Annotated in this window: 24 protein-coding genes; 9 read left to right on the top strand and 15 right to left on the bottom strand. The window is 62.1% G+C overall.

Going from position 1 to position 22,376, the window contains the following annotated elements; all coding sequences use genetic code 11:
- Positions 1 to 7 precede the first annotated feature (7 nt).
- Positions 8 to 664: a polysaccharide lyase family 7 protein gene (locus tag HU749_RS18765; RefSeq protein ID WP_046064153.1), complete on the bottom strand. Its 657-nt coding sequence runs from the start codon at positions 662 to 664 to the stop codon at positions 8 to 10.
- Between the two features lie 246 nt (positions 665 to 910).
- Between HU749_RS18765 and HU749_RS18760 the strand changes: the two genes are divergently transcribed.
- A complete protein-coding gene (locus tag HU749_RS18760) occupies positions 911 to 1,246 on the top strand; it encodes a hypothetical protein (protein WP_024618534.1) in 336 nt (111 codons plus the stop codon).
- Positions 1,247 to 1,411: 165 nt separating this feature from the next.
- On the opposite strand, the gene HU749_RS18755 is transcribed toward HU749_RS18760, so the two are convergent.
- The 3 genes from HU749_RS18755 to HU749_RS18745 form a co-directional block, all read right to left on the bottom strand.
- Positions 1,412 to 3,175 (bottom strand): L-lactate permease, encoded by a 1,764-nt coding sequence (locus tag HU749_RS18755; RefSeq protein WP_079301344.1) that lies wholly within the window; start codon positions 3,173 to 3,175, stop codon positions 1,412 to 1,414.
- A gap of 138 nt (positions 3,176 to 3,313) precedes the next feature.
- Positions 3,314 to 3,694: a RidA family protein gene (locus HU749_RS18750; protein WP_046064156.1), complete on the bottom strand. Its 381-nt coding sequence runs from the start codon at positions 3,692 to 3,694 to the stop codon at positions 3,314 to 3,316.
- Positions 3,695 to 4,080: 386 nt separating this feature from the next.
- Entirely contained in the window at positions 4,081 to 5,034 is a 954-nt protein-coding gene (locus HU749_RS18745; protein WP_186649846.1) for a LysR family transcriptional regulator, read from the bottom strand.
- A gap of 100 nt (positions 5,035 to 5,134) precedes the next feature.
- On the opposite strand from HU749_RS18745, the gene HU749_RS18740 reads away from it, so the two are divergent.
- Positions 5,135 to 5,998, top strand: coding sequence for an aldo/keto reductase family oxidoreductase (locus tag HU749_RS18740; protein ID WP_186649849.1), 864 nt, complete (start codon positions 5,135 to 5,137; stop codon positions 5,996 to 5,998).
- Here the strand turns inward: HU749_RS18740 and HU749_RS18735 are convergent.
- Positions 5,995 to 6,777, bottom strand: a complete 783-nt coding sequence (locus HU749_RS18735) for an MBL fold metallo-hydrolase (protein ID WP_186649852.1) — start codon at positions 6,775 to 6,777, stop codon at positions 5,995 to 5,997. The genes HU749_RS18740 and HU749_RS18735 overlap by 4 nt on opposite strands.
- A 91-nt stretch (positions 6,778 to 6,868) precedes the next feature.
- On the opposite strand from HU749_RS18735, the gene HU749_RS18730 reads away from it, so the two are divergent.
- Complete coding sequence (locus HU749_RS18730; protein WP_186649855.1) at positions 6,869 to 7,837, top strand: GlxA family transcriptional regulator; 969 nt, start codon at positions 6,869 to 6,871, stop codon at positions 7,835 to 7,837.
- A gap of 6 nt (positions 7,838 to 7,843) precedes the next feature.
- Here HU749_RS18730 and kefC read toward each other — a convergent pair whose 3' ends face one another.
- The 4 genes from kefC to HU749_RS18710 form a co-directional block, all read right to left on the bottom strand.
- Entirely contained in the window at positions 7,844 to 9,670 is a 1,827-nt protein-coding gene (gene kefC / locus HU749_RS18725; RefSeq protein ID WP_186649858.1) for a glutathione-regulated potassium-efflux system protein KefC, read from the bottom strand.
- Position 9,671: 1 nt separating this feature from the next.
- Positions 9,672 to 10,193: a glutathione-regulated potassium-efflux system oxidoreductase KefF gene (kefF, locus tag HU749_RS18720; RefSeq protein ID WP_186649860.1), complete on the bottom strand. Its 522-nt coding sequence runs from the start codon at positions 10,191 to 10,193 to the stop codon at positions 9,672 to 9,674.
- A 178-nt stretch (positions 10,194 to 10,371) separates the two neighbouring features.
- Positions 10,372 to 11,718 (bottom strand): sensor histidine kinase, encoded by a 1,347-nt coding sequence (locus HU749_RS18715; protein WP_186649863.1) that lies wholly within the window; start codon positions 11,716 to 11,718, stop codon positions 10,372 to 10,374.
- Entirely contained in the window at positions 11,715 to 12,425 is a 711-nt protein-coding gene (locus tag HU749_RS18710) for a response regulator (protein ID WP_186649865.1), read from the bottom strand. The genes HU749_RS18715 and HU749_RS18710 overlap by 4 nt, the downstream gene beginning before the upstream one ends.
- Positions 12,426 to 12,624: 199 nt before the next feature.
- On the opposite strand from HU749_RS18710, the gene HU749_RS18705 reads away from it, so the two are divergent.
- Together HU749_RS18705 and HU749_RS18700 are read left to right on the top strand one after the other, a co-directional pair.
- The gene (locus HU749_RS18705; protein WP_046064162.1) at positions 12,625 to 13,413 is read left to right on the top strand and encodes an MlaA family lipoprotein; all 789 of its coding nucleotides are present in this window, start codon (positions 12,625 to 12,627) and stop codon (positions 13,411 to 13,413) included.
- The gene (locus HU749_RS18700) at positions 13,406 to 13,642 is read left to right on the top strand and encodes a hypothetical protein (RefSeq protein WP_046064163.1); all 237 of its coding nucleotides are present in this window, start codon (positions 13,406 to 13,408) and stop codon (positions 13,640 to 13,642) included. Before HU749_RS18705 ends, HU749_RS18700 begins: the two co-directional genes overlap by 8 nt.
- Before the next feature lie 6 nt (positions 13,643 to 13,648).
- Here HU749_RS18700 and HU749_RS18695 read toward each other — a convergent pair whose 3' ends face one another.
- A complete protein-coding gene (locus tag HU749_RS18695) occupies positions 13,649 to 14,602 on the bottom strand; it encodes an endonuclease/exonuclease/phosphatase family protein (RefSeq protein ID WP_186649868.1) in 954 nt (317 codons plus the stop codon).
- Between the two features lie 163 nt (positions 14,603 to 14,765).
- On the opposite strand from HU749_RS18695, the gene HU749_RS18690 reads away from it, so the two are divergent.
- The gene (locus tag HU749_RS18690; RefSeq protein ID WP_046064165.1) at positions 14,766 to 15,245 is read left to right on the top strand and encodes a VOC family protein; all 480 of its coding nucleotides are present in this window, start codon (positions 14,766 to 14,768) and stop codon (positions 15,243 to 15,245) included.
- A 221-nt stretch (positions 15,246 to 15,466) separates the two neighbouring features.
- Here HU749_RS18690 and HU749_RS18685 read toward each other — a convergent pair whose 3' ends face one another.
- Positions 15,467 to 15,868 carry a RidA family protein gene (locus tag HU749_RS18685; protein WP_014337736.1) on the bottom strand — a complete coding sequence of 134 codons (402 nt, stop codon included), beginning with the start codon at positions 15,866 to 15,868 and terminating at the stop codon, positions 15,467 to 15,469.
- Between the two features lie 132 nt (positions 15,869 to 16,000).
- Between HU749_RS18685 and HU749_RS18680 the strand changes: the two genes are divergently transcribed.
- Positions 16,001 to 16,927 (top strand): LysR family transcriptional regulator, encoded by a 927-nt coding sequence (locus HU749_RS18680; RefSeq protein ID WP_186649871.1) that lies wholly within the window; start codon positions 16,001 to 16,003, stop codon positions 16,925 to 16,927.
- A gap of 34 nt (positions 16,928 to 16,961) precedes the next feature.
- On the top strand, positions 16,962 to 17,354 hold the full coding sequence (locus HU749_RS18675; protein ID WP_186649876.1) for a GFA family protein: 393 nt from the start codon (positions 16,962 to 16,964) through the stop codon (positions 17,352 to 17,354).
- Positions 17,355 to 17,359: 5 nt separating this feature from the next.
- Here the strand turns inward: HU749_RS18675 and HU749_RS18670 are convergent, their stop codons facing one another.
- From HU749_RS18670 to HU749_RS18655, 4 genes are all read right to left on the bottom strand, one after another.
- Positions 17,360 to 18,808: an aldehyde dehydrogenase family protein gene (locus HU749_RS18670; RefSeq protein ID WP_186649878.1), complete on the bottom strand. Its 1,449-nt coding sequence runs from the start codon at positions 18,806 to 18,808 to the stop codon at positions 17,360 to 17,362.
- 204 nt (positions 18,809 to 19,012) lie between these two features.
- A complete protein-coding gene (locus HU749_RS18665) occupies positions 19,013 to 19,594 on the bottom strand; it encodes an NAD(P)/FAD-dependent oxidoreductase (protein WP_437127820.1) in 582 nt (193 codons plus the stop codon).
- Between the two features lie 35 nt (positions 19,595 to 19,629).
- Positions 19,630 to 20,034: a RidA family protein gene (locus HU749_RS18660; RefSeq protein WP_079301326.1), complete on the bottom strand. Its 405-nt coding sequence runs from the start codon at positions 20,032 to 20,034 to the stop codon at positions 19,630 to 19,632.
- Complete coding sequence (locus HU749_RS18655) at positions 20,024 to 21,160, bottom strand: DSD1 family PLP-dependent enzyme (RefSeq protein WP_186649881.1); 1,137 nt, start codon at positions 21,158 to 21,160, stop codon at positions 20,024 to 20,026. Before HU749_RS18655 ends, HU749_RS18660 begins: the two co-directional genes overlap by 11 nt.
- Positions 21,161 to 21,255: 95 nt before the next feature.
- Between HU749_RS18655 and HU749_RS18650 the strand changes: the two genes are divergently transcribed.
- The gene (locus tag HU749_RS18650) at positions 21,256 to 22,140 is read left to right on the top strand and encodes a LysR family transcriptional regulator (protein WP_003203208.1); all 885 of its coding nucleotides are present in this window, start codon (positions 21,256 to 21,258) and stop codon (positions 22,138 to 22,140) included.
- Positions 22,141 to 22,376: the final 236 nt, after the last annotated feature.

Below are 22,376 nucleotides of genomic sequence, written 5' to 3'. Positions count from 1 at the left end.
GCGTCAGTCATTTGTGACTGACGCTCAGCTTGGTGTAGGTCACTTTCCCGCCTTCATTGGAATAGCCTTTGTTGTCCAAGGTGTAGACGCCGGCCTTGAAATAGAAGTTGTAGCCCTGCCAGGACTTGTCCAGCTTCACCTGTTTGCCGCTCTTGCCGATCAGCACCGAGAGCTGGCCTTGCTTGTCCATTTGCAGCGTGTACGAGAAGGATTTGTTCAATGGCACCTTGGTCACGGTATAGATCACCGGGCTCTTCTTGTCCTTGGGTTTGATCCGGTATTCCACGTCGATATTGCCGATGCCCTTTTCGTAGCGGTACACCAGTTTCAACAACGGCGTCGGCGCATCCTTGGCGTGAATCTGCGCGACTACCACGCGGCCTTCGGAAGGCACCTGGTTTACCGACAGCTCGCCCTTGAGGGTGTTGGTGCCGCTGTTGTAGCGCCAGTTGCGGTGTTTCCCGTCCCTGCTGGTTTCCCGCAGTTCGGAACGCGGGTATTTGCTGTTACCGGTATGGGAGCCGGTGACGGGCGCCCAGAAGATGATCCTCTGGCCGTTATTGTCGAAATACTTGTTCTTCAAGGTCGGCATGGCTTTGGTCGCCACGACCTGCGCCGGCGTTTGCACCGGCAGGGTTACGCTCCAGACAGTCACGTCAATCATGATAAAACCCTCCAACGGGACCGGCCGTTACCTATCGGCCGTCAAGGCAAGAACTGCCTTCCGTGGCGCAGTTTTCATGTTATCGACGAGGGCCTGCTTCGCTGGAGATGCAACTGACGGATGGCTCTGCGATGAGCCTTCCAGGCGCTGAATTGGGCGGATTATCGTGTGTCAATTTGTTGCTGATCGGTTAGAGTACGCGCCGCCCGAGAGACGGATCCCGGGCGTTTTCTCATGGAGTATTCAATGAACCACATCAGCAAAGTTGTCGCCTGCGCACTGTTCGGCCTGGCCCTGGCGGGTTGCACCGGTACCGCGATGAAAACCCAGCAATACGACAGCAGCCAATACACCGTTGTCGGCCACAGCGAAGCCAAGGCCACCGGCCTGCTGCTGTTCGGCGTGATCCCGATTCGCCAGAACAACCGTTTCGTGCGTGCCCAGACCGCAGCGATCAAGGCCAAGGGCGGCGACGCCATGATCAACACCCAAGTCCAGGAAAACTGGTTCTGGGCCTGGGTCCTGACCGGCTACACCACCTCGGTGTCCGGTGATGTGGTCAAGCTGAAAAACGTTCAGTAACACCCTGCTTTAAAGTAGGTGAGCGCCGGTTGTAAAGGCGCTTACCTGTGGCGAGGGAGCTTGCTCCCGCTGGGGCGCGCAGCGGCCCCGTTTTTTTCGGTCGCTGCGCAACCGAGCGGGAGCAAGCTCCCTCGCCACAAAAGCACATCCTCACGTCCCTATCTATCAATGTCCGCCGACGACCATATGCGTGAACGGCGCCACATACGCCTGCAACGTCACCAGCCCGCCCACCAGAATCGCCAGCACCACCGAGTGGAAAAACACGTAGCGCAGGATCTCGCCTTCGTGACCGTACCAACGGGTCGCGGTGGAGGCGACCACGATCGATTGGGCGTCGACCATCTTGCCCATGACCCCGCCGGAACTGTTGGCCGCCGCCATCAGCACAGGGCTGAGCCCCAGCTGCTCCGCTGTCACCCGTTGCAAGCCGCCGAACAGCACGTTGGAGGCAGTGTCCGAGCCGGTCAGTGCCACGCCGAGCCAGCCCAGCAGGGTGCCGAACATGGGGTAGAAAATGCCCGTGGCGGCGAAGGCCAGGCCCATGGTCGCGTCCAGGCCTGAGTAGCGCGTGAGAAACCCCAGGGCCAACATCGCCACGATGGTGATCAGCGAGTAGCGCACCACCCAGAGCGTTCGCAGGTAGTGGTGCAGCAGTTGCGGGATGGAATAGCCCATCAGCAAGCCACCGAGAATCGCCGCCAGGAAGATGCCGCTGCCGGTGGCGGTGAACCAGTTGAACTTGTAGACCGCTTCTTCGGTTTTAGGCTGGGGCACCACGGGCGGGACCTTCTCGATCTGCTGATGGATGGTGCCGAAGGTCACCAGGGGCGAGAAGATCGGGTTGGCCTCGCGCATCGGTTTGCCCTGGGGATCGAGCTTGGCCGATTGGGTCTGCGGGTCGATGGCCGGGCGGGTGTCGAAAATGTTCTTGAAGCCTTGGGTGCCCCAGGCGAACACGAATACCGTGAGGATGATCCATGGCATCCAGGCCCGTAGCACGGCGGGGCGGTTGTCGCTGGCGAAAGCGCCGCTTGCGACCGGTTGCTGTTGCTCGCTCGCTTCGATTTTCGAGTCATCGTGCCGGCCCGACAGCGCCGCCGAAGTGTGCACCGTGGCCGGCTTCCAGACTTTGAGGAACCCGGCGAGGCAAGCCATGGAAATCAGCGCGGCAATCACGTCCACCAGCATTGGCCCATGGTAGTTCGACACCAGGAACTGCGGGATGGCGAAACTGACACCGGCCACCAGGATCGCCGGCCAGACTTCCAGCATCTTGCGCCACCCGGCGAAGGCCCAGATCAACCAGAACGGCACCAGCACCGAAAAAAACGGCAACTGCCGCCCGACCATCATCGACAGCTCCATCTCATCCAGCCCGGTGACTTTGGCCAGGGTGATGATGGGCGTGCCCAGGGCACCGAACGCCACGGGCGCGGTGTTGGCGATCAGCGCCAGGCCCGAGGCGGCCAGGGGCGAGAAGCCTAGCCCGATCAGAATCGCGCCGGTCACCGCCACTGGCGTGCCGAAGCCCGCCGCGCCTTCGAAGAACGCACCGAAGCAAAAGGCGATCAGCAGCAATTGCAGGCGTCGGTCATCGGTGATGCGTGCGAGGGAGTCCTGCAGGACCTTGAATGAGCCGTTCTCGGTGGTCAGCCGGTGCAGGAAAATGATGTTGAGGACAATCCAGCCAATGGGCAGCAACCCGTTGGCGGCGCCATAAAGCGCCGCAGACCCGGCCATGCTGGCGGGCATGCCGAAGGCGAAAATCGCAATGAGCAACGCCGAGGCCAGGGCATACAACGCCGCCAGATGCGCCTTGACATGAAAGAACGCGAGGGACGCCAGCATCACCACCACCGGAACCGCCGCCAGGAGCGTCGACAGCACCGTATTACCGAAGGGATCGTAGACTTGTTGCCAGACCATGTTCCACCTCTGCTTTTTATTGTTGGAAGTGCAGGCCCCGGGGGGGATTGGCAGAGAAGTATAGGCGGGGATTTGGTAAGCGATTACCAGCCAATCCCCTCGCCACAAAGGAGTCGTGTCTGTTGGAGCGGGGTCAGTTCAACCCTTCGCTGCCATCGCCGTCACTTCCACCTTCATCCCTTCAACCGCCAGCGCCGCCACGCCCACGGCGGCACGGACCGGCCAGGGTTTGGCGAAGAAGCGTTTGTAGACTTCGTTGAAAGCGGCACGATCCGCCATGTCGGTCAGGTAGATGGTCAGGTGCAGGACCCGGTCCATGGAACTGCCGGCGCCTTCCAGGGCGGTCTTGAGGGCTTGCAGTGTGCATTCGCTCTGCAGGTTGATGTCGCCCAGTTCAAGGCTGCCATCGGCGCGGGTGGGGATCTGCGTGGAAACCAGCAGGCCGCCGAAACCGGCGACGTCGGAGGAAATGGAGTCCTCATCCGGATCTGGAATAAACGTGATATCTGGGTTGCTCATGCAAAGCCTCATGCTGGAAAAGAAAAAGGACCGCCGCAGTTTACCGTCCATTGCTGCGTCGTTCCTGCATTCCTATAGGTCCTGGGGATCAGGTGTACCTTGATCGGCCCGCAGTCGAGCCAACGTGGCCTGTAGCGCCCATGATCACGTACATGGTTTTATCTCCCTGAATCAAAGCCCACCCTGGACCGGACGTTGGGTTGTCATCGTCGGTTCAAGGTGCGGTTGCGCGCCGTTCAGGCGTGCGGCCAGCCGTTGTGCCTGGGAGGGCGAGGCGGGGGCTGGCGACTCATACCAACCCTCCACAATGGATTTGTGGCAGGTCAGGATTTTTGGGTACACAGCCGACCCCCTGTGGGAGCGAGCTTGCTCGCGATAGCGGTGGATCAGCTTGCATCAATGCAGAATGTGCTGCGGCCTTCGCGAGCAGGCTCGCTCCCACGCTGTTGTGCATTGATGAAATCCACAAAAGCCCTCAGCGGCGAGGGCAGGTAGCGGCGGCCGGGGTAGTAGAGGAATGGCCCGGTAAAGCGTTGCCACCAGGGTTCGAGTACCGGCTCGAGGGCGCCGCTGTCGAGGTAGGGCCGCAACCAGTCCTCGAACAGATGGACAATGCCCAGCCCATCCACCGCAGCCTGTACTGCCAGGTCCATCGCGCCGCCGATGCGCACGATCAACGGGCCGCTCGGGTCGACGCTCATCGTTTCGCCGTCACGTTCATATTCCCACAGGGGCAGGGCGCCGCTGGGAAACTTGCCCGTCAGGCAGGCATGCCCAAGCAGGTCCCGTGGATGTTCGGGCCGGCCCCTGGCGTCGAGGTAGGCCGGTGAAGCGGCCGTTGCAAAGCGCTGGAACCGTGGGCCGATAGGGATGGCGATCATGTCCTGCTCCAGGCGCTCGTCGTAGCGAATGCCGGCGTCACAGCCGGCCGCGAGCATGTCGACGAAGCTTTCTTCGGTGACCACTTCCAGGCGGATGTCGGGGTAGCTTTTCAGGAACGGCGTGATGATCGCCGGCAACACCAGCCGGGCGGCGCTGACCGGCACGTTCAGCCTGAGGGTGCCCGAAGGCCGGTCGCGAAAGTCGTTGACCACGTCCATCGCCGCCTCGACCTCGCCCAGGGCCGGGACGATGCGTTCCATCAACCGGGCACCGGCCTCGGTCGGGACCACGCTGCGGGTGGTACGGTTGAGCAGGCGTACACCGAGCCGGCTTTCCATCCGGCGTACGGCATCGCTGAGGCTTGAGGCAGACTTGCCGCTCAGCCGCGCGCCTTCACGAAAGCCCTTCGCATTGACCACGGCCACAAAGGCCAGCAAGTCTTGAATATCCGTCGCCATTGTTCTCTCCGCCGTACAACCCGTGCTGATTGCACCTGATTATCAAGAGAATGGTCAACGCCTATAGTCGGCCCACTCACATTGATCCGAGGGCGACGAGATGAACATTGCAGGCAAGGCAGGCAGCTTCTTACTGGGCGAGCACACGGTCAATCGCATGGGCTACGGCGCGATGCAGTTGGCGGGGCCCCAGGTCTTCGGGCCGCCGAAAGATCCGGCGACCGCCATCGCTGTGCTGCGCGAAGCAGTGGCGAGCGGGGTCAACCACATCGACACCGCCGATTTCTACGGGCCCCATGTCACCAACCAGCTGATCCGCGAAGCGCTGCACCCTTACGCCCAGGACCTGGTCATCGTCACCAAGGTCGGCGCGGTTCGTGGCGCCGACGCGTCCTGGAACCCCGCCCACAGCCCAGCCGAGTTGACCCGTGCGGTCCACGACAATCTGCGCAATCTGGGCGTGGAGGTCCTGGACGTGGTCAACTTGCGGGTGTGGGGCGACCTGCATTCGCCCACCGAAGACTCCATCGAAGAGTCGTTCACGACACTGGCCGAGCTGCAGCGCCAGGGCCTTATCCGTCACCTGGGCCTGAGCAACGTCACGGCCGCGCAGGTCAAGCAGGCCCAGGGTATTGCCCAGGTGATCTGTGTGCAGAACCACTACAACCTGACCCATCGCGACGACGAACAACTCATCGCTGACCTGGGCCAGCAGGGTATTGCCTATGTGCCGTTCTTCCCCCTGGGCGGTTTCACACCGCTGCAATCGGGAACCCTTTCCAGCGTGGCGGCGCACCTGCAGGCATCGCCGTTGTGCGTGGCCCTGGCGTGGTTGCTGCAACGAGCGCCGAATATCCTGCTGATTCCCGGTACATCGTCCCTGGCGCACCTGCGGGAAAATCTCACGGCGAGTGAACTGACGATCCCTGCGCCGATGCTGGCCGAGTTGGACGCATTGGCCTAGGCCGCCCGAAAGACCAACGTCTCGCCATCTTCCGGTATCAACAACCGGCCTGCGACACCGGCCATCGCGGCGGCGGCGGAAAGGGCGTTGCGTGTCGTCGGGCAGTGGCTGATCGCTTCCAGGTGATTGGCCACCACGGTCCCGCGAGCCAAACGGGTGAATTCCAGCGTCTCGTCGATGCCCATGATGATGTCGCCGCCGATATCGAACCGTGCCCCGCCTGCCGGAACCACGCTGACCTGTGGCTGGTGTCGCAAGACGAATTCGCACACGGTGGGGGTGAGCACGGTGTCGCCGCTGAGGTAGACACTCGGTTCGCCGGGCAGCTCGATCAGGTAGCCGACGCCATGCTCCATCAACTTGCCCACCAGGCCCAGCCCGTGGGTGCACCGGACGGTGCGAATAGTGCCGCCCAGGAATGGGGTGGGTTGGTCATGGGCCTGGGCGAGCGCCTGGACATTCAAGCCACGCTTGTTGAGATAGGGCGCGTCATGGGGCGTGCAGATGACCGGGATCTGTTTTTCCCTCAGCCAGCGCTTGGCCGCGCGGTCCAGATGGTCGAAATGGCCTTTCTGGCAGTGGGTGATCAAGCAATGGGTGACGGTCTCGAGGGCCTGCGCTGTCGAGGCCGGAAGCGCCACCAGCGGATTGCGTTGCGTGGCGCCAAACAGGCGAAGCGGCGGCAACGTGCCCTGGCCAGCCAGCATCGGGTCGACGAGCACGCGATACGGGCCGAATTCAAGAATGATCGTGGCGTTGCGGATCTGCTGGATGTTCATGAGGCGTTCCTGTTGAGCGAGCGCTTCATGGTGCCGATCCGGTCTCGTGTGCATAATGGCCGGATCTGACATCTTTGATTCGTTTCAGGCCATGACAAACAAACTTCGAATCGGTTTGCTTCTATTTCCCGGCTGCATGCCCGCCGGCCTGTTCGCGTTCGCCGATCTGCTGCATGCCGCCAACCGCAGAAGAGGGCGGGCGCTGTTCGAGGCCCGCTACATCGCGTTGCAGGCCGGGCCGGTGGTGTGTGCCCATGGCGTGACCCTGCAGGCGGAAGCGGCGTTGGGCAGCGCCGGGCTGGATGCTGTCCTGGTTCCCGGTTTCTGGGCCGAGTCGGCCGAGCAGATGAATGCGCTGCTGGCTGAACAGACAGCCCTCGTGAGTGCGCTGTCGAAACATGCCCGATCGCTTCAGCTCTGGTCCTATTGCACCGGTGTCTGCCTGCTGGCCGCCGCCGGCCGATTGGACGGGCAGGGCGCGACGGTGACTTGGTGGCTGGCGCAGGCAATGCAGCAGCAGTATCGAAAAGTCCATTGGCAAAGCGAGCAGAACTGCGTGTTCAACGAGCGCACGGCGACCGCGTCTGGGGTAAACGGCTACCTGCCCATCGCCGAAAAGCTCATCGAACGCAGCGTCAGCAGCGACGTACTGCGCGATATCACGCGGCTCATGGTGCTGCCGCGCCCGGCCATTCCCCATGCGGCGTTCCAGGGCACTGCCCTGATCGAGCAACCCAGCGGATGGTTGCGGCAGTTGCGTGGGTTGATCGAACAGATGCCGGCCGAGCGGGTCACTGTGCAAGCACTGGCCAGCCAGTTGGCGGTGTCCGAGCGCACCTTGGCGCGCAAGGTCAGCCGTGAAACGGGTCAGACCGTCGCGGCCTACGCCCGGCGCATCAAGTTGAACCAGGTCAGCGAACGCCTGACATTGACCTCGCTGCCCCTCGCCAGCATCGGCGCCGAGCTGGGTTTCAGCAGCAGCTCCAACTTGCAGCGCATGTTCAAGGCGCTGACCGGGCTGACGCCGGTGGCGTATCGGCGCAAATTCGGGCGTGTGTGACGCTGGTCAACCGGCCGTCTTTTCCGTTTCGTTGCGATGATGTTCCTGCCAGTTGTCGACGGGGCGGGCACGGTCTTCGTTGAACATGTCCGTGAGCAGCGCATTGGCGCGCCGGTAGGCATCGTGGCGGAACTTGAGGTCATCTTCCGGCTGGGCGACGATTTCCTCCAGCATCTTGAGATTCAGCCGTCGGAACTGGTCTGCCCGCTCGCGCGCTTCGTAAGCCCCCACGCCCATGTGCTCCAGCGCACTGCGACCCAATGACAGCGCACTCTCGAAGGTTTCCCGCTCAGCCGCCTCCACGCCCATCTGTCGAAGGATGATGAGGTGTCCCATGTCCCGCGCCCGCACGATCAACTGCAACGCGGGGAAGTGCTCCTGGGCCAGCCGGGTCAGCGTCAGGTTGTCTTCTCGATCGTCGATCGCATTGATCAGCACCACCGCTTGGGCCGCGCCGGCTGCATGCAACAAGTCGAGGCGCGTGGCATCGCCATAGAAGACTTTCACGCCGAATTTACGCAGCGTCTCGATGTTGTCAGGGTCGTGATCCAATACCACCACCTCGACACCGCAAGACATCAACAGACGTCCGGCGATCTGCCCGAAACGCCCGAACCCGGCGATGATCACCCGTGGGTTCTGCTGATCGACGAGGTCGGATTCGCGTTTGTTTTTCTTGGCAACGGACTCGAACCGATCCAGCAACACGATCAGCAAGGGCGTCAGGCACATGGACAAGGCCACCGCCAGGGTCAGGCTCTTGCCCCATTGATCGGTCAAGATGCCGGCCACGGTCGCCGCACCGAACACCACGAAGGCGAACTCGCTGCCTTGGCCCAGCAACACCGCCTGCCAGGAGCGCTGGCCGGCGGGGACGTTGAGAAACCGGCCCGCCAACTTGATCACCAGCAGCTTGATCAGGATGAAACCCAGGGTCAGGGTGACGACTTTCAGCGGTGCGTTGATCAGGGTGCCGAAATCGATCGACATGCCGACACCGATGAAGAACAGACCCAACAGCAGGCCTTTGAACGGTTCAATGTCGCTTTCCAGCGCATGGCGGTATTCAGAGCTGGCCAGCAGGACCCCGGCGAGGAACGCGCCCATGGCCATCGACAACCCGGCTTCCTCCAGCAGAAAGCCGAAGCCGAACACCAGGAACAACGCGACGGCACTGAAGATCTCGCGCAAGCCTGAGCGTGCCGCGAAGCGCAGCAGCGGTCGCGTCACGTAGCGTCCCAACAGCACGACGATGGCGATGGCGGCGACGATTTTGCCAATCGATAGCAACAGCGCCGTGCCCGAAGGCGTGTCGCCGTGGGCCGACAACAACGGAATCATCGCCACCAGCGGAATGGCCGCGATGTCCTGGAACAGCAGCACGGCAAAGCTGCTGCGGCCGACGGCGGTGGCGGTCAGGTTGCGTTCGCTCATGGCCTGCATGGCGATGGCCGTGGAGGACAGGCTCAGGGTCAGGCCGACCAGCAACGCTGCCGTCCAGTTCAGGCCAAGGGCCGTGCAGAACAAGCCAATGGCAGCGCCACAGGCGAGCATCTGCAGGGCGCCACCACCAAACACCATCTTGCGCAGGGCCCAGAGCCGTTTGGGGTCGAGCTCAAGGCCGATGATGAACAGCATCAGCACCACGCCGATTTCAGCGAATTCCAGAATGGCCTTCACATCGGTAATCAGCTTCAGCCCCCATGGGCCGATGATGCACCCGGCCAGCAGGTAACCCAATACCGGACCCAGGCCAAACCGAACGGCAATCGGTACGATCAGCGTCGCCGAGGCCAGGTAGATCAGCATTTCAATCAGGCTGTGCGTCTCCATTTCAATCTTCCTTCCAGGCGGCCAGGCGAGCGCCATAGTGTTCGATTTGTGCGTGTTGGGCCTCAGGGTCGGCGGCATAGGCGCCATGCACGACCACCGGTTCCAGCCAGCGCATGCCGCAGTAAATGGCCGTGGCGTGGAGAGGTTGGGCCAGCGCCGAAAAAACGGGGTAGTCGCCGATTGCAAAATGCGCGTGATCGCCACCGGTGGTGACGGCCCACAGCATGCGCTTGCCTTTGAGAGCGACGGCGTCTTTACCGTAGGCCCAGCCGTGGGTGAACACCTTATCGATCCACAGTTTCAGCAGGGGCGGTGTGCTGTACCAGTACATCGGGTGCTGGAGGACGACAAGTTCTGCTTGCTCCACCGCTCGCTGTTCCGCCTCGACGTCGATATCGAAGTTGGGGTAAAGCTCATAGAGCGAACGTACGACTACGTCCGGGTTGTTCGACACTCGCTGGAGCATCTGCTGGTTGACCCGCGATTTGTCGGGGTAGGGGTGCGCATAAATGATAAGAATCATCGGTGAATTCCTTGGTTTGGCTCCGTCGATTCCTGTCTGTCGTGAGCGCGAGCGGTGGCTTGGAGCCGGGCGATACAAACAAGAGCGCCTTCCGGGGGGCAGGGTCCAGGTCGCAAAGGCCGGACATCCTACCGAGGAAGGCGCTGATTGTTTAGAGCGGATCGATACATCGGGCACTTCAGTCAAGCGGCAGCGAGACCCTGGCCTCCAACCCGCCACCCCGTCGATTCCTCAGGGTCAGCGTGCCGCCATGCTCCAGCACCGTCGCCCGGGCCGCCGACAGGCCCAGCCCGACGCCGCCGGTGTGCTTGTTGCGCGAGCCTTCGATGCGAAAGAACGGCGTGAAGACCTGCTCAAGGTGTTGGGCGGCGATGCCGGGTCCGCGATCCAGAATGCAAATGTCCACACGGTGAACGTCGGCCTCGAGTCGAACAGTCGGTGCGCCGCCATATTTGATTGCGTTGTCGATCAGGTTGACCAAGGCGCGTTTGATGCCGATGGGGCGGCCGACATAAACCAAGCGCTGGGCACCTTCAAATGCGACCTCGGTGCCGGCGTCCTTGAGGTCATCGACGATGGTGTGCAGCAACTCGGCCAGGTCGAACGCGGTGGCATGTTCCAGCCGGGCATCGTCGCGGAAGAATTCCAGGGCTGAATTGACCATCGCCTGCATCTCGTCCACGTCCCTGAACAAGCGCGATTGTTGCTCGGCATCCTCGATGAACTCCCCGCGCAGGCGCATGCGGGTCAACGGCGCGCGCAAGTCATGGGAGATGGCGGCGAGCATCTGCGTGCGGTCCTGTAGAAAGTGCTTGAGCTGGGCCTGCATGGCATTGAAGGCGAGGATCGCCTGGCGGATTTCATGGGGGCCGATGACCGGAATCGGTGGCGCCTGGTGGTCGACGCCAAAGCGCCGGGCACCTTCGGCAAAACGTTCCAGCGGGGCCGCCAGATGTCGAGTGGCGATCAGCGCGACGATCAATGTCGACAGCAGGATCAGCGCGATGATGATCCCGTTGCGCGCCCATTCCCCCAGCCCCCAACTACGCGAGGGCACGGAGAAGATCACCCATGAATGGTCGGCCAATTCGATGATCACCGCGTAGCGTGCGTCGGGTTGATTGGCCGGCCAGTCGCCCGGTTCGTAGGCTTCGATCCTGGCGTCTGGTCGGCCCAGTTGCTGGCGCAGAAACGCCGAGCCCTCACTGAACTCCGGGTCGTCGATCACTGGCAACCGCGCCTCTTCATGCCGCTGCAACCATTGCGCGTTGAACACCTGGTCGCTGGCGGCTTGGGCAATCGCGGGTCGCTGTCCGGGGGCGACGGAGTCGATGATGCGGGTGATGGCGGCGGCTTTTTCCATCAGGCCGGTTTCCATCAGGGGAGGGCGCGCCCAAGCACCGGCCAGCAGGCTGAACAGCTCATTGAGGGCCAACAAGGTCAGCATGGCGATCATGGTGGTCAGGGCGATCCAGCGCGCCACTGTGTCCCGTGGTTGATGATTGCCCGAGCGCGAGGGCTTCATAGCTTCACCACGTGGGGGCTGAACAGGTAGCCGCTGTTGCGCACGGTACGGATCATCGACGTACCCGTGATGTCGGTCTCCAACTTGCGCCGCAGGCGGCTGACCTGGACATCGATGCTGCGGTCAAACGCCTCGAAGGTTTCACCGCGCGCCAGGTCCAGCAACTGCTGGCGGGTCAGCACCCGGCGCGGGTGTTCGGCAAACACCAGCAGCAATTCGAACTCTCCGGCCGACAGCGGGATCATGACCTTGTCCGGGGAGCGCAGTTCGCGACGGGTGACGTCCAGCTGCCAGTTTTCGAACTCCAGGATCGGCCGGGATGAGTCCTTCAGCGTGTCCCTGGCTTCACCGGTGCGCCGCAGCACGGCACGCACCCGGGCCAACAGCTCGCGGGCGTCGAACGGCTTGGTCAGGTAATCGTCCGCCCCCAGCTCCAGGCCGACGACGCGGTCGCTCAATTCGCCCATGGCGGTGAGCATGATGATGCCGACCGTGTGCTCGGCCCGCAGTCGTTGGCAGAGCACCAGGCCGTTGTCGCCCGGCAGCATGACGTCGAGGATGATGAGGTCCGGCACCCGGCGCGCCACCGCCTGCCACAGCGCGTTGCCGTCGGCGGCCACATCCACGCTGTAGCCATGTTGTTCGAGGAACTTGCGCAAGAGGGCGAGGACTTCGAGGTCATCGTCCACCAGTAGTAAATGGCTCACGGTGGGCACGCAGGGTAATGAATACAGGGGGAATACTAGGGTCAATCCAGGGCCTGCGTCATATATTTCAATCCGGCAATAAAGTTGCCGGCGGGCAATATTCTGGAAATCTTCGGGCAAAAAAACAGCGGCAGGATGGCCTCGATGTCAGTCAGTTAACAGCCAGCCAACACCCTATCCCTCGCCGAGATCACCCTGTATGCCGATCACCAAGCCCGCTCCGTTGTTTGTTCGTTCCACCGTTGTGGTTGTATTGACGGCACTCGCCAGCGGTTGCTCCAGCACGCCGGCAGCAACGCCGGGGTCGTGTGAAAGCGCGAGCTATAGCGTTTATGATCCCGCCGAACCGGTCAATCGCGGCATCTTCGCGTTCAACCGGACCGTGGATGACTATGCGCTGGCGCCGGTTGCCCGTGGCTATCTCAAGCTGCCGGAGATGTTCCAGGCCGGCGTCCACAACTTCGTGGCGAACTTCGGCGAGCCCAAGGTGTTCATCAACGACCTGCTGCAAGGCAACGCCCAACGCTCGGTCAACACCCTGGGCCGTTTCGTCATCAACACCACCGCGGGCGTCGTCGGGTTGATCGACGTCTCGGGCAAGCTGGGCATCGAGCGCCACAAGGCCGATTTCGGCCAGACCTTCGGCGTCTGGAACCTCGCCCCCGGGCCCATCGTGGAACTGCCGCTGCTGGGCAGCGCCAACCTGCGGGACGCGACGGGTAAAGTGCTGAGTTTTGCCGTCGACCCGTTCGGCGACAACAGCAGCACCGTCGACACCCTGGGCACGATCAACACCGTCGGCGGCGTTGTCGATGGCCGTGCCGAGGCATTGCCACTGACCGACGAGTTGCAGACCGAACCGGATTACTACGCGGCGCTTCGCGATGCCACGGCGCAGCGGCGTGCCGATTTTGTCGCGCAAGGGAAGTTGGGGGCGGTGGTGGAGGACAACCCGCAGTGCCAGGATGGAGCCGCTGCCGATGAATAACCAGGCGCTGGTCTTGCAACGGCGAATAAGACAGCTCGGCCAGGATGCATTGCATTGCCGTGAAGTCGAACTGCGGTTGACCGAGGACGGCCGTCATGTGCTGCTCAGTCGCTACGTCGAGTTGTACTGCCACGAGAAGACCAGCGAGTGTACGGCGCGGCATTACCGGGTGCCGCTGGCGAGCATGATTCGCTGGATGGTCAATCATGCAGAGGAGGCGAGTGTCTAGTCGCGTTCAATACTGCAGGTCGTAGAGCACCGGGTAATGATCGCTGCGCAACACCTGTCCGCGAAAAAAACGCAGCACTTCATCGTGCCCCTGCATCTTGAGTCCTTCGGCATTGCGAATCAGCTGGCGATCATGCAGCAAGGACTTCTTGATCTGCACCGCGGCTTCGCAGTATCCACGCGCCACGACGCCTTCATGGACGTAGGCGTAGTCCAACTGTGAGGGGATGGCGAAACTACCGTAGCCCAGGTCACTGCCCAGCAGGCTCGAGACGTATTGGTCGATAGGTGTATAGAAGCGACTCACCTCGTCCAGCTTCTTGTATTCCTTTCTGGCCTGGGTTTCGGTGGAGCGGATGGTGACGTGCGTGAAGCCGCTGCCTTCGGGGAACACCGCGCTCATCCTGGTTGTGCCACGGTAAGCGGAGATTGTCTTGGGGGCCGAGCTATAGGGGGTGTTGAGGTCGCCGCCGAAAAATACCAGGCGTTGAAAGTCGCCTTCATGGATAGAACCGAGTTCCTGCATGTCCCCCAGTATCTGCGGCCAGGCGTTTCTGGAGGCATTGGCATGGCAGAAGGCGAACGTGTTGCCGTTATCGTCGGTCAGCAACAAGGTGGCGCGCCTGGCTTCCGGGCCCAGCGGCAAGATGTAGCGTTCCCTGAACTCGTTGGCCCTGTCCGTGCGCACAAACACCATGGAACCCAGCGTGGTGCTTTTGCGCAGTCCACCGTCCTGGTCGAGGGATGACTTGAGGATGTATTGCTGGCTCAGGTCATTGACCAGGCGATCATTGGGATTGCCGGTGCTGCCCACTTCAAACAGGGCGACGATGTCGGGGTTGTCCTGTTGCAGGACCTGTTTGAGCGTGGCCAGTTTTTCCTGGTAGGCATCGCTCATCTTGCCGCCGGCCTGGTTGTTCAGGTGCTGGGTGTTCCAGATCAGGATTTTGCACTTGGCCACGGCGTCCGCTCCATGAATGCTGCGCCGCAGCAGTATAGATCAAGGTAGTGCGGTGGCGAGCAAGGCCCTGGAAAAACGCTTCGGCTCGACCGGTTGGCAGGTTTTTTCCAGTTTCCGGGCAGGCTGCTAGACTTTATCGTCCAGTCCCTTTCGGAGAACCGGAATGAACAATAAAAACAGGATTTGTCTCTGGTACGACGGCTCCGCCCAGGAAGCGGCAGAATTCTACGCAAAAACCTTTCCCGACAGTGCGGTGAACGCCATCCATCATGCCCCGGGTGATTATCCTTCCGGCAAGCAGGGCGACGTGATCACTGTGGAGTTCACGGTGATCGGCATCCCTTGCGTCGGCCTCAACGGCGGGCCGGTGTTCAAGCACAACGAGGCCTTTTCATTTCAGATAGCAACCGATGACCAGGCCGAAACGGACCGCTTGTGGAACGCGATCATCGACAACGACGGCCAGGCGAGCGCCTGCGGCTGGTGCAAGGACAAGTGGGGCTTGTCATGGCAGATCAGCCCTCGTGTGTTGCTTGAAGCGATCGCCAGTCCCGACAAAGCCGCCGCCAAGCGTGCCTTCGAGGCCATGATGACGATGACCAAGATCGACATTGCCGCGATTGAAGCCGCGGTGAAAGGCTAGTCGGCGAAACACCACCATCCTAATTCCCCTGTGGGAGCGAGCCTGCTCGCGATGACGGCGGCACAGCCAACGTTGATGCAAACTGACCCACCGCTATCGCGAGCAAGCTCGCTCCCACATTGGTCGGTGGTGACTTCGATTTTTCTACCTGCACAGCCCCCCCTGTGGGAGCGAGCTTGCTCGCGATGACGGCGGCACAGTCAACATTGATGCAAGCTGACCTATAGGGTGGTTTCAGGCAACCTGGCAATCACCTTGATCTCGAACTGAAACCCATACAGCCACGTCACGCCCACCGCCGTCAGTGTCGGATGCGGCGCGCTGCCCCAGAACTCGGGCACGACGCTCCAGACCCGTTCGAAGATCGATTCGGGGTCGACCATGAAGACCGTGACGTCCACCACATCGTCAAAGCTGCAATCGGCCGCGGCGAGTATCGCCTTCAGGTTGTTGAATGCCAGCCGAACCTGAGCTTCCAGGTCGGGCTCCGGCGAACCGTTTTCGGTGCTACCAACCTGTCCCGAAACGAACAGAAAACCATTGGAACGAATCGCCGGCGAATAGCGATTGCGCTCATAAAGTGCCTGGCGTCCAGGCGGGAAAACCACATCGCGCTGTGTCATCAATACCTCCATCAAAGAGTGGGTTCCAAACGATGAACTCACTCTAGGGGCTTGTGCCTGGGCGATAAACGAGCAACCTTGGCGATCACTGTTTGTAGAATCCAAACAATCGGATCGATACCCGAGGCACAAATGGATCGTTTTGATGCGATGCAAGCGTTCGTTCGAGTCGTGGAGGCGGGCAGCTTCACCAAGGCGGCTGAAACCCTGCACATGAGCAAGACCACCGTGACCCAACTGGTGCAGCAGCTCGAAGCACGGTTGCGGGTCAAACTGCTCAACCGCACCACGCGCAAGGTCAACGTCACCGCCGATGGCGCGGCTTATTACGAGCGGGTGATCCGGCTGCTGGCCGACATGGACGATGCCGAGACCAGCGTGTCCGGCGCCCAGGCGTTACCTCGCGGGCGCCTGCGGGTGGACGTGCCGAGTCCGCTGGCGGCAATGATCCTGATACCGGCCTTGCCGGCGTTCTACGCGCGATACCCGGACATCCAGATCGACATGGGCGTCAGTGATCGCATCGTCGACATGCTCGATGAAAACGTCGATTGCGTGGTGCGCGGCGGTGAGTTGAGGGATCAGTCGCTGGTCGCCCGACGCGTCGGCGACCTCGCCCTCGGCGTCTTCGCCGCCCCGAGTTACCTGGCACGGTTTGGCCTGCCCGCGCATCCACGAGAGCTGGAAGATTCGCACCATCGCACCGTGGGCTTCCTGTGGGCACGCACCGGCAAATCCTTGCCCTACGCCATGCGTCGTGACGGTGAGCTGCTTCACGTCAAAGGACGCTACGCGCTGGCCATCGACGACGGCAACGCCTACCTCGCGGCCGGTTTGGCTGGGCTGGGTGTGCTCTGGTTGCCCAGGTACATGTCCAGGCCTCATGAAGCGCAGGGCGGGTTGGTGCCGCTGTTCGAAGACTGGCACCTGGAGCCGATGCCGCTATATGTGGCCTATCCCCCTAACCGGCACATCAGCGCCAAGTTGCGGGTGTTCATCGATTGGGTCGTGGAACTGATGGCGCAACATGCACCTATCATTGATCGACATGTATCGTGAAACCCGACTGCCCAATGTGTAGAGGAGACCCACCATGGATCGATTCACCGGCGGTTGCCTGTGCGGCAACGTGCGTATCGAGGCCTCGGGGCGCCCGTATCGCGTCGGCCTTTGCCACTGCCTCGACTGCCGCAAGCATCACGGGGCGTTGTTCTACGCGGCCGCCGTGTTCCCCCAGGATGCCGTGACGATCGAAGGTGAAACACGGGATTACGCCGGGCGCTTTTTCTGCCCCCGCTGCGGCTCGTCTCTGTTCGCCCGCTCGGGTGACGAAATAGAAGTGCACCTTGGGACGCTGGACGCCCCCGATCAACTGATGCCCACCTACGAAAGCTGGACCGTGCGCCGTGAGGCCTGGCTGCCGGCGTTTCCGCTCACCCGACACTACGAACATGATCGCGAGGGGACGGGGCGGGCTGAGGAGTAGGGCGGTCATTCGAAGCCGACAATCGCCTTGATCTCCAGATACTCCTCGAACCCGTGAACCCCATACTCACGGCCATTGCCCGAACGCTTGTAGCCACCGAACGGTGCCATCGGGTTCCACGCCGGGTAGTTCAACAGCACTTGCCCTGCGCGGATACGCGACGCAACGGCGCGCGCAAGCTCAAGGTCCTGGCCCTGGACATGCGCGCCCAGCCCATAGACGGTGTCGTTGGCAATGGCGACGGCTTCATCCACCGTGTCATAGGCAATGATGCACAGCACCGGGCCGAAGATTTCTTCCTGGGCGATGCGCATGGCGCTGTCGACCTGCGAGAAAACCGTGGGGCGGGTGTAGAAGCCTTGTTCGAGACCCTCCGGGCGTCCTGGGCCACCGCAGACAAGCTTGGCACCTTCATTCATGCCCACTTCGATCATGGCTTGCACGCGATTGAACTGGGCCTCGTTGGCGATGGGACCGAGCACGGTCGCTTCCAATTGTGGATCGCCCACGCTGATCGCGTTGGCGGTGGCGGCAGCCAATGCCTCGACTTCCGCCAGCCGATTCCTTGGCACGATCATTCGGGTGGGCGCGCTGCACGATTGGCCGACGTTGCGAAATGCCGACATCACGCCCGGCGGCACGGCCTTGGCGAAGTCGGCGTCGGGCAACAGCACGTTCGGGGACTTGCCGCCCAACTCTTGGGTAACGCGCTTGACCGTAGGGGCGGCGGCCTGGGCCACCAGTGCGCCCGCGCGGTTCGAGCCGGTGATGGAGATCAGGTCGATGTCGGGATGCGCCGCCATGGCCGCACCGACCTCGGCACCGCTGCCATTCACCAGGTTGAAGACGCCGGCAGGCAGGCCTGCGTCATGCACCAATTGCGCGAAGAGAAGGGCGCTCAGGGGCGACAGTTCGCTGGGTTTCAACACCACTGTGCAACCGGCGGCAATCGCCGGGGCGACTTTGGCGGTGATTTGGTACAGCGGCCAGTTCCACGGCGTAATGAGGCCGCAGACGCCGATGGGTTCGCGTTGAATGGCCGTGCCATGCTCAATCTTCTGGAAGGTATAAGTGGACAGCACATCGCGGGCCACCCGAACGTGTTCGGCGGCCAGCGGCACTTGCATGGCCCGCGCGAAGCCGATGGCCGCGCCCATTTCCAGCGAGAGCGCCTGGGCCAGTTCTTCTTTGCGTTCAAGGATCAGCCCATGGATCTTTCCCAGGATTGCCACGCGGGTATCCACCGGAGTCGAAGACCAGCCGGGAAATGCTGCGCGAGCCGCCGCTACGGCGCGGTCAACGTCTTCGCCGGACCCTCGGGCGACCTCGGCAATGACTTGCTCGGTAGCGGGATTGACCACGGGCAGCGTGGCCGGGTATGCCGGAGACTGCCAGTCACCATTGATATAAAACTGCTGGGACGTGGGCGGGGTGTTCAAAAATGGGGTGGTCATCCAACGGGCTCCCATAGAGCGGTGATAGCACTGCCGGCGACAGATCCTGAGGCCGTTTCCTTCTCGATAAACTAACAAAGCGGCCCGGATGGGATATGCCGTTCTCAAGCCTGGCAAAGAAGAATCTGCTGTATCTGTCGGGTTAACTTCGCGAAAAAAGTGGCAGCATCCGTCCAGGGCAAAAAGGGCGGCCAGTCGCTTGCGTCAAATGAGTCTGCCAGTGCCGGGCGTGCTCATCTGAGGCGTTGTCAGGGCGGTCGGTTCGGTAAACCTGCGAATATCAAAAGGGCTGATCAGCGTGCGAGTGCTGCCGGTGCTGATCAGCTCGGCCATGACGTCGCCGACGCCCGGGCCGAGCTGGAAGCCATGCCCGCAGAAACCAAAGGCATAGAACAACCCCTTGACCTTGCCGCTTGGGCCCATGATCGGCAGCGAGTCTGGCGTATAGCTTTCGATGCCGCTCCACACCCGGATAATGTTGAGGTTCGCCACCCCGGGCAGCAGGCGGCTCAGCTGCTGCATCTGGTTGAGCAGGCTTTCGGGCTTGAAGTAGGCGCGACGGTTGATCATGTCCGGTTTGCAGCGGTTGCCGCCGCCGACGCCGACCCCATGATGCCGCCGCCGATAATCAGAACGTCGCTTTTTTGTGCCTTCATGATGTTCCCTCGAAAATCCTCGACAGCGGTTCAATAGCAATACAAGACCTGGCCCAGCCCCCCTGTGGCGAGGGAGCTTGCTCCCGCTGGGGCGCGCAGCGGCCCCAAAAAAGCGGTGAGCGCTTCGCACTCAAGCGGGAGCAAGCTCCCTCGCCACAGGTTTATCTATGCCGTCGGGAAGGGGCGCGCACGGGCCAGCGCTTCGATTTCAATCAGGTACCCATGATGCAAGGCCGGGACGGGCACCACCGCGCGCGCAGGCCGGTGTTCGCCGAGATAACGGGCGTAGATCCGGTCGAAAGCCGGCCAGTGTTCGATGCCTGCGACATAGACCGTCACTTTCAGCAGGTCGCTGGGGCTGCGGCCTGCCGCGCCGAGGATCGCCATCAGGTTGTCCAGGGCGATGGCGGCTTGTACTTGGAACGGTTGGTCGACGCTGTGGCTGCCATCGGCGCGTACCGGCAGTTGCCCGGACACGTACAAGACGCCCTGGTGCAAGACCGCTTGGGCGTAATGTCCGCCCGCAGCGGCCGCCTGGGTTGTGTGAATCAACTCGATTTCACCAGCCATGTAGACGACTCCAGGTGTGCACCACGCCCGAGGCATCGCAGGCGTGGTAATCAGGGAATTGTGCACCGGTCGCGCAGGCGTGGTTGGGCAGGATGCGCAGGCGACAGCCGATGGGAAACCGCTCGGTAATATCGATGTCCCCGGGGCTGGAAAGGGTGACGATGCCGTGCTCCTGGTTGGCGCTGGTGAGCCGCGCGCCCTCGATCCAGTCGCCGGCTTCGTTGCACACCTGCCCGTAACCGAAGTCCCGTTGCTGGCGCTGCGTACCCCGATCACGACTCATGGCCATCCAGCCGGCATCGGTGATGATCCAGCCCTTGTCCGGCTGATGGCCGATCACGGTGGTCAGCACGCTCAAGGCCAGCTCATCCGCCTGGCAAACACCGATGTTGTGCATCACCAGGTCGAAGAACACATAGACGCCGGCGCGCACTTCAGTGACGCCTTCCAGGCTTTGCGCCGAAAGTGCCGTGGGTGTGGAGCCGATGCTGACCTCGGGGCAGGTCAGCCCGGCTGCGCGGATGCGTTGAGCGGCGCTGACGCAGAGGTGGCGTTCTTGCTCGGCCAAGGCTTGCAGCGCTTGGGGCGTGTCGAGCTCGTAGCTGGACCCAGCGTGGGTCATGACGCCGCACAACTGCATGCCGCCTTCGCTGAGCAGCCGCGCGATGTCGACAAGTGCATCGTCTTCAACGCGCACGCCGGACCGATGACCATCGCAATCGATCTCGATCCAGACCTCGAAACGTTCGTCGTGCTGTTTGCCGAAATCGACGATGGCCTGCGTCGCCGCCAGGCTGTCGGTCAAGATGCTCAAGCGGCAGCCCTTGCGCCGCAGTGTCAGTGCCTGGGCCAGTTTGCCGGGTGCCATGGACACGGCATAAAAGATGTCGCGGATGCCGGCGGCGAAGCAATGCTCGGCTTCCTTAAGGGTCGACACGGTGATTGCGCTGGCGCCTGCTGCAAGCTGCGCCCGAACCACCGGCAGGCATTTGCTGGTCTTGATGTGCGGGCGCAAACGCACCCCCAAGGCGTCCATGCGGTGTTGCATGCGTTGGATATTGCGCTGCATTCGCGGTACGTCGATGAGCGCGACCGGGGTATCGAGGGAAGCAATTGAGACTGGCATGAACGAGGCTCGCGGGTAAAAGACAGGCTCGACTCTACTCAGTCATCGTAAAGCCGTGGTTCAATGTGCTGTCATAAATCATTAAGTTGAACTGAATGATCAGCCTCGAAGACCTGCGCATGGCCGTGACGCTGGCACGTTGCGAATCGTTGAGCGCCGCTGCCAGGGCCCTCAATGTCTCGCCGCCAGCGCTGTCCATGCGCTTGCGCAAACTGGAGACGCTCCTGGGCCTGACCTTGGCCAATCGCGACGCCCGACGGCTGAGCCTGACCGCCGACGGTGAGCGTTTCTCGCGCCAGAGTGCGCTGTTGCTGGAACAGCTGGAGGCGCTTCCCGAATCGTTCAGGCAACAAGACGATCAACTGGCCGGCACCCTCAGGCTGGCGGCACCGTTCGGCTATGGACGCCAACGCCTCGCGCCGCTGCTGGCCCGTTTTGCCAGGTTGCATCCGCAGCTATGCCTGCATCTGGATCTACGGGAAACGCCCTGGCCTGACCGTCATGACAGCGACGCGGTGATTCACATCGGTCACCTGAGCGACAGCCAGTGGGTCGCCCGGCCCCTCACGCAAAATGACCGATGGCTGTGCGCGAGCCCAGCTTACCTGGAGCAGAACGGCACACCGCTAGCGCCGGAGCAACTCGCCGAGCACCGCTGCATCTGTATTCGTGAAAACGATGAAGATGTAACCCTGTGGCACCTGCGCAATGCGCACGGGCGCAAGACCCTGCGGATCAAGCCTGCCTTGTTGAGCAACGATGGCAGCGTGGCCCGACGCTGGGCCGAACAGGGCCTGGGGCTGGTGCTGCGTTCGCAATGGGACGTCAGCAAAGCCATCGCCGACGGGCGCCTGGTACGGGTGCTCGCCGATTGGCAATTCGACAGCGCCCCCATCAACCTGCTGGTGCCCTCGCGCAAACTGCGCAGCGCGCGGGTGCAGGCGTTGGTGAGCTTCCTGGAGGCCGAACTGAAGGTCTGAATAGGGCACTGTTCCTACTGAACCACCGCGATCGCGAGCCCATTCACCACACCTGCAAGCAGACCCACCGCCATCGCGAGCAAGCTCGCTACCACAATGGATCGGCGTCGTTCCTTGAACCTGTGTCCACCACCATCCCCCTGTGGGAGCGAGCTTGCTCGCGATGACGGCAGCCCATTCACCGCGGATGCCGAAGCTGCTGCGCCAAGCGTAGATTCTGCCGAAAACAACTCTTT

The organism is Pseudomonas ogarae (assembly GCF_014268695.2).
Classification (GTDB): Bacteria; Pseudomonadota; Gammaproteobacteria; order Pseudomonadales; family Pseudomonadaceae; genus Aquipseudomonas; species Aquipseudomonas kilonensis.
Note: the sequence above shows the minus strand (reverse complement) of the source record. Positions and strands in the feature narration are given on the sequence as shown.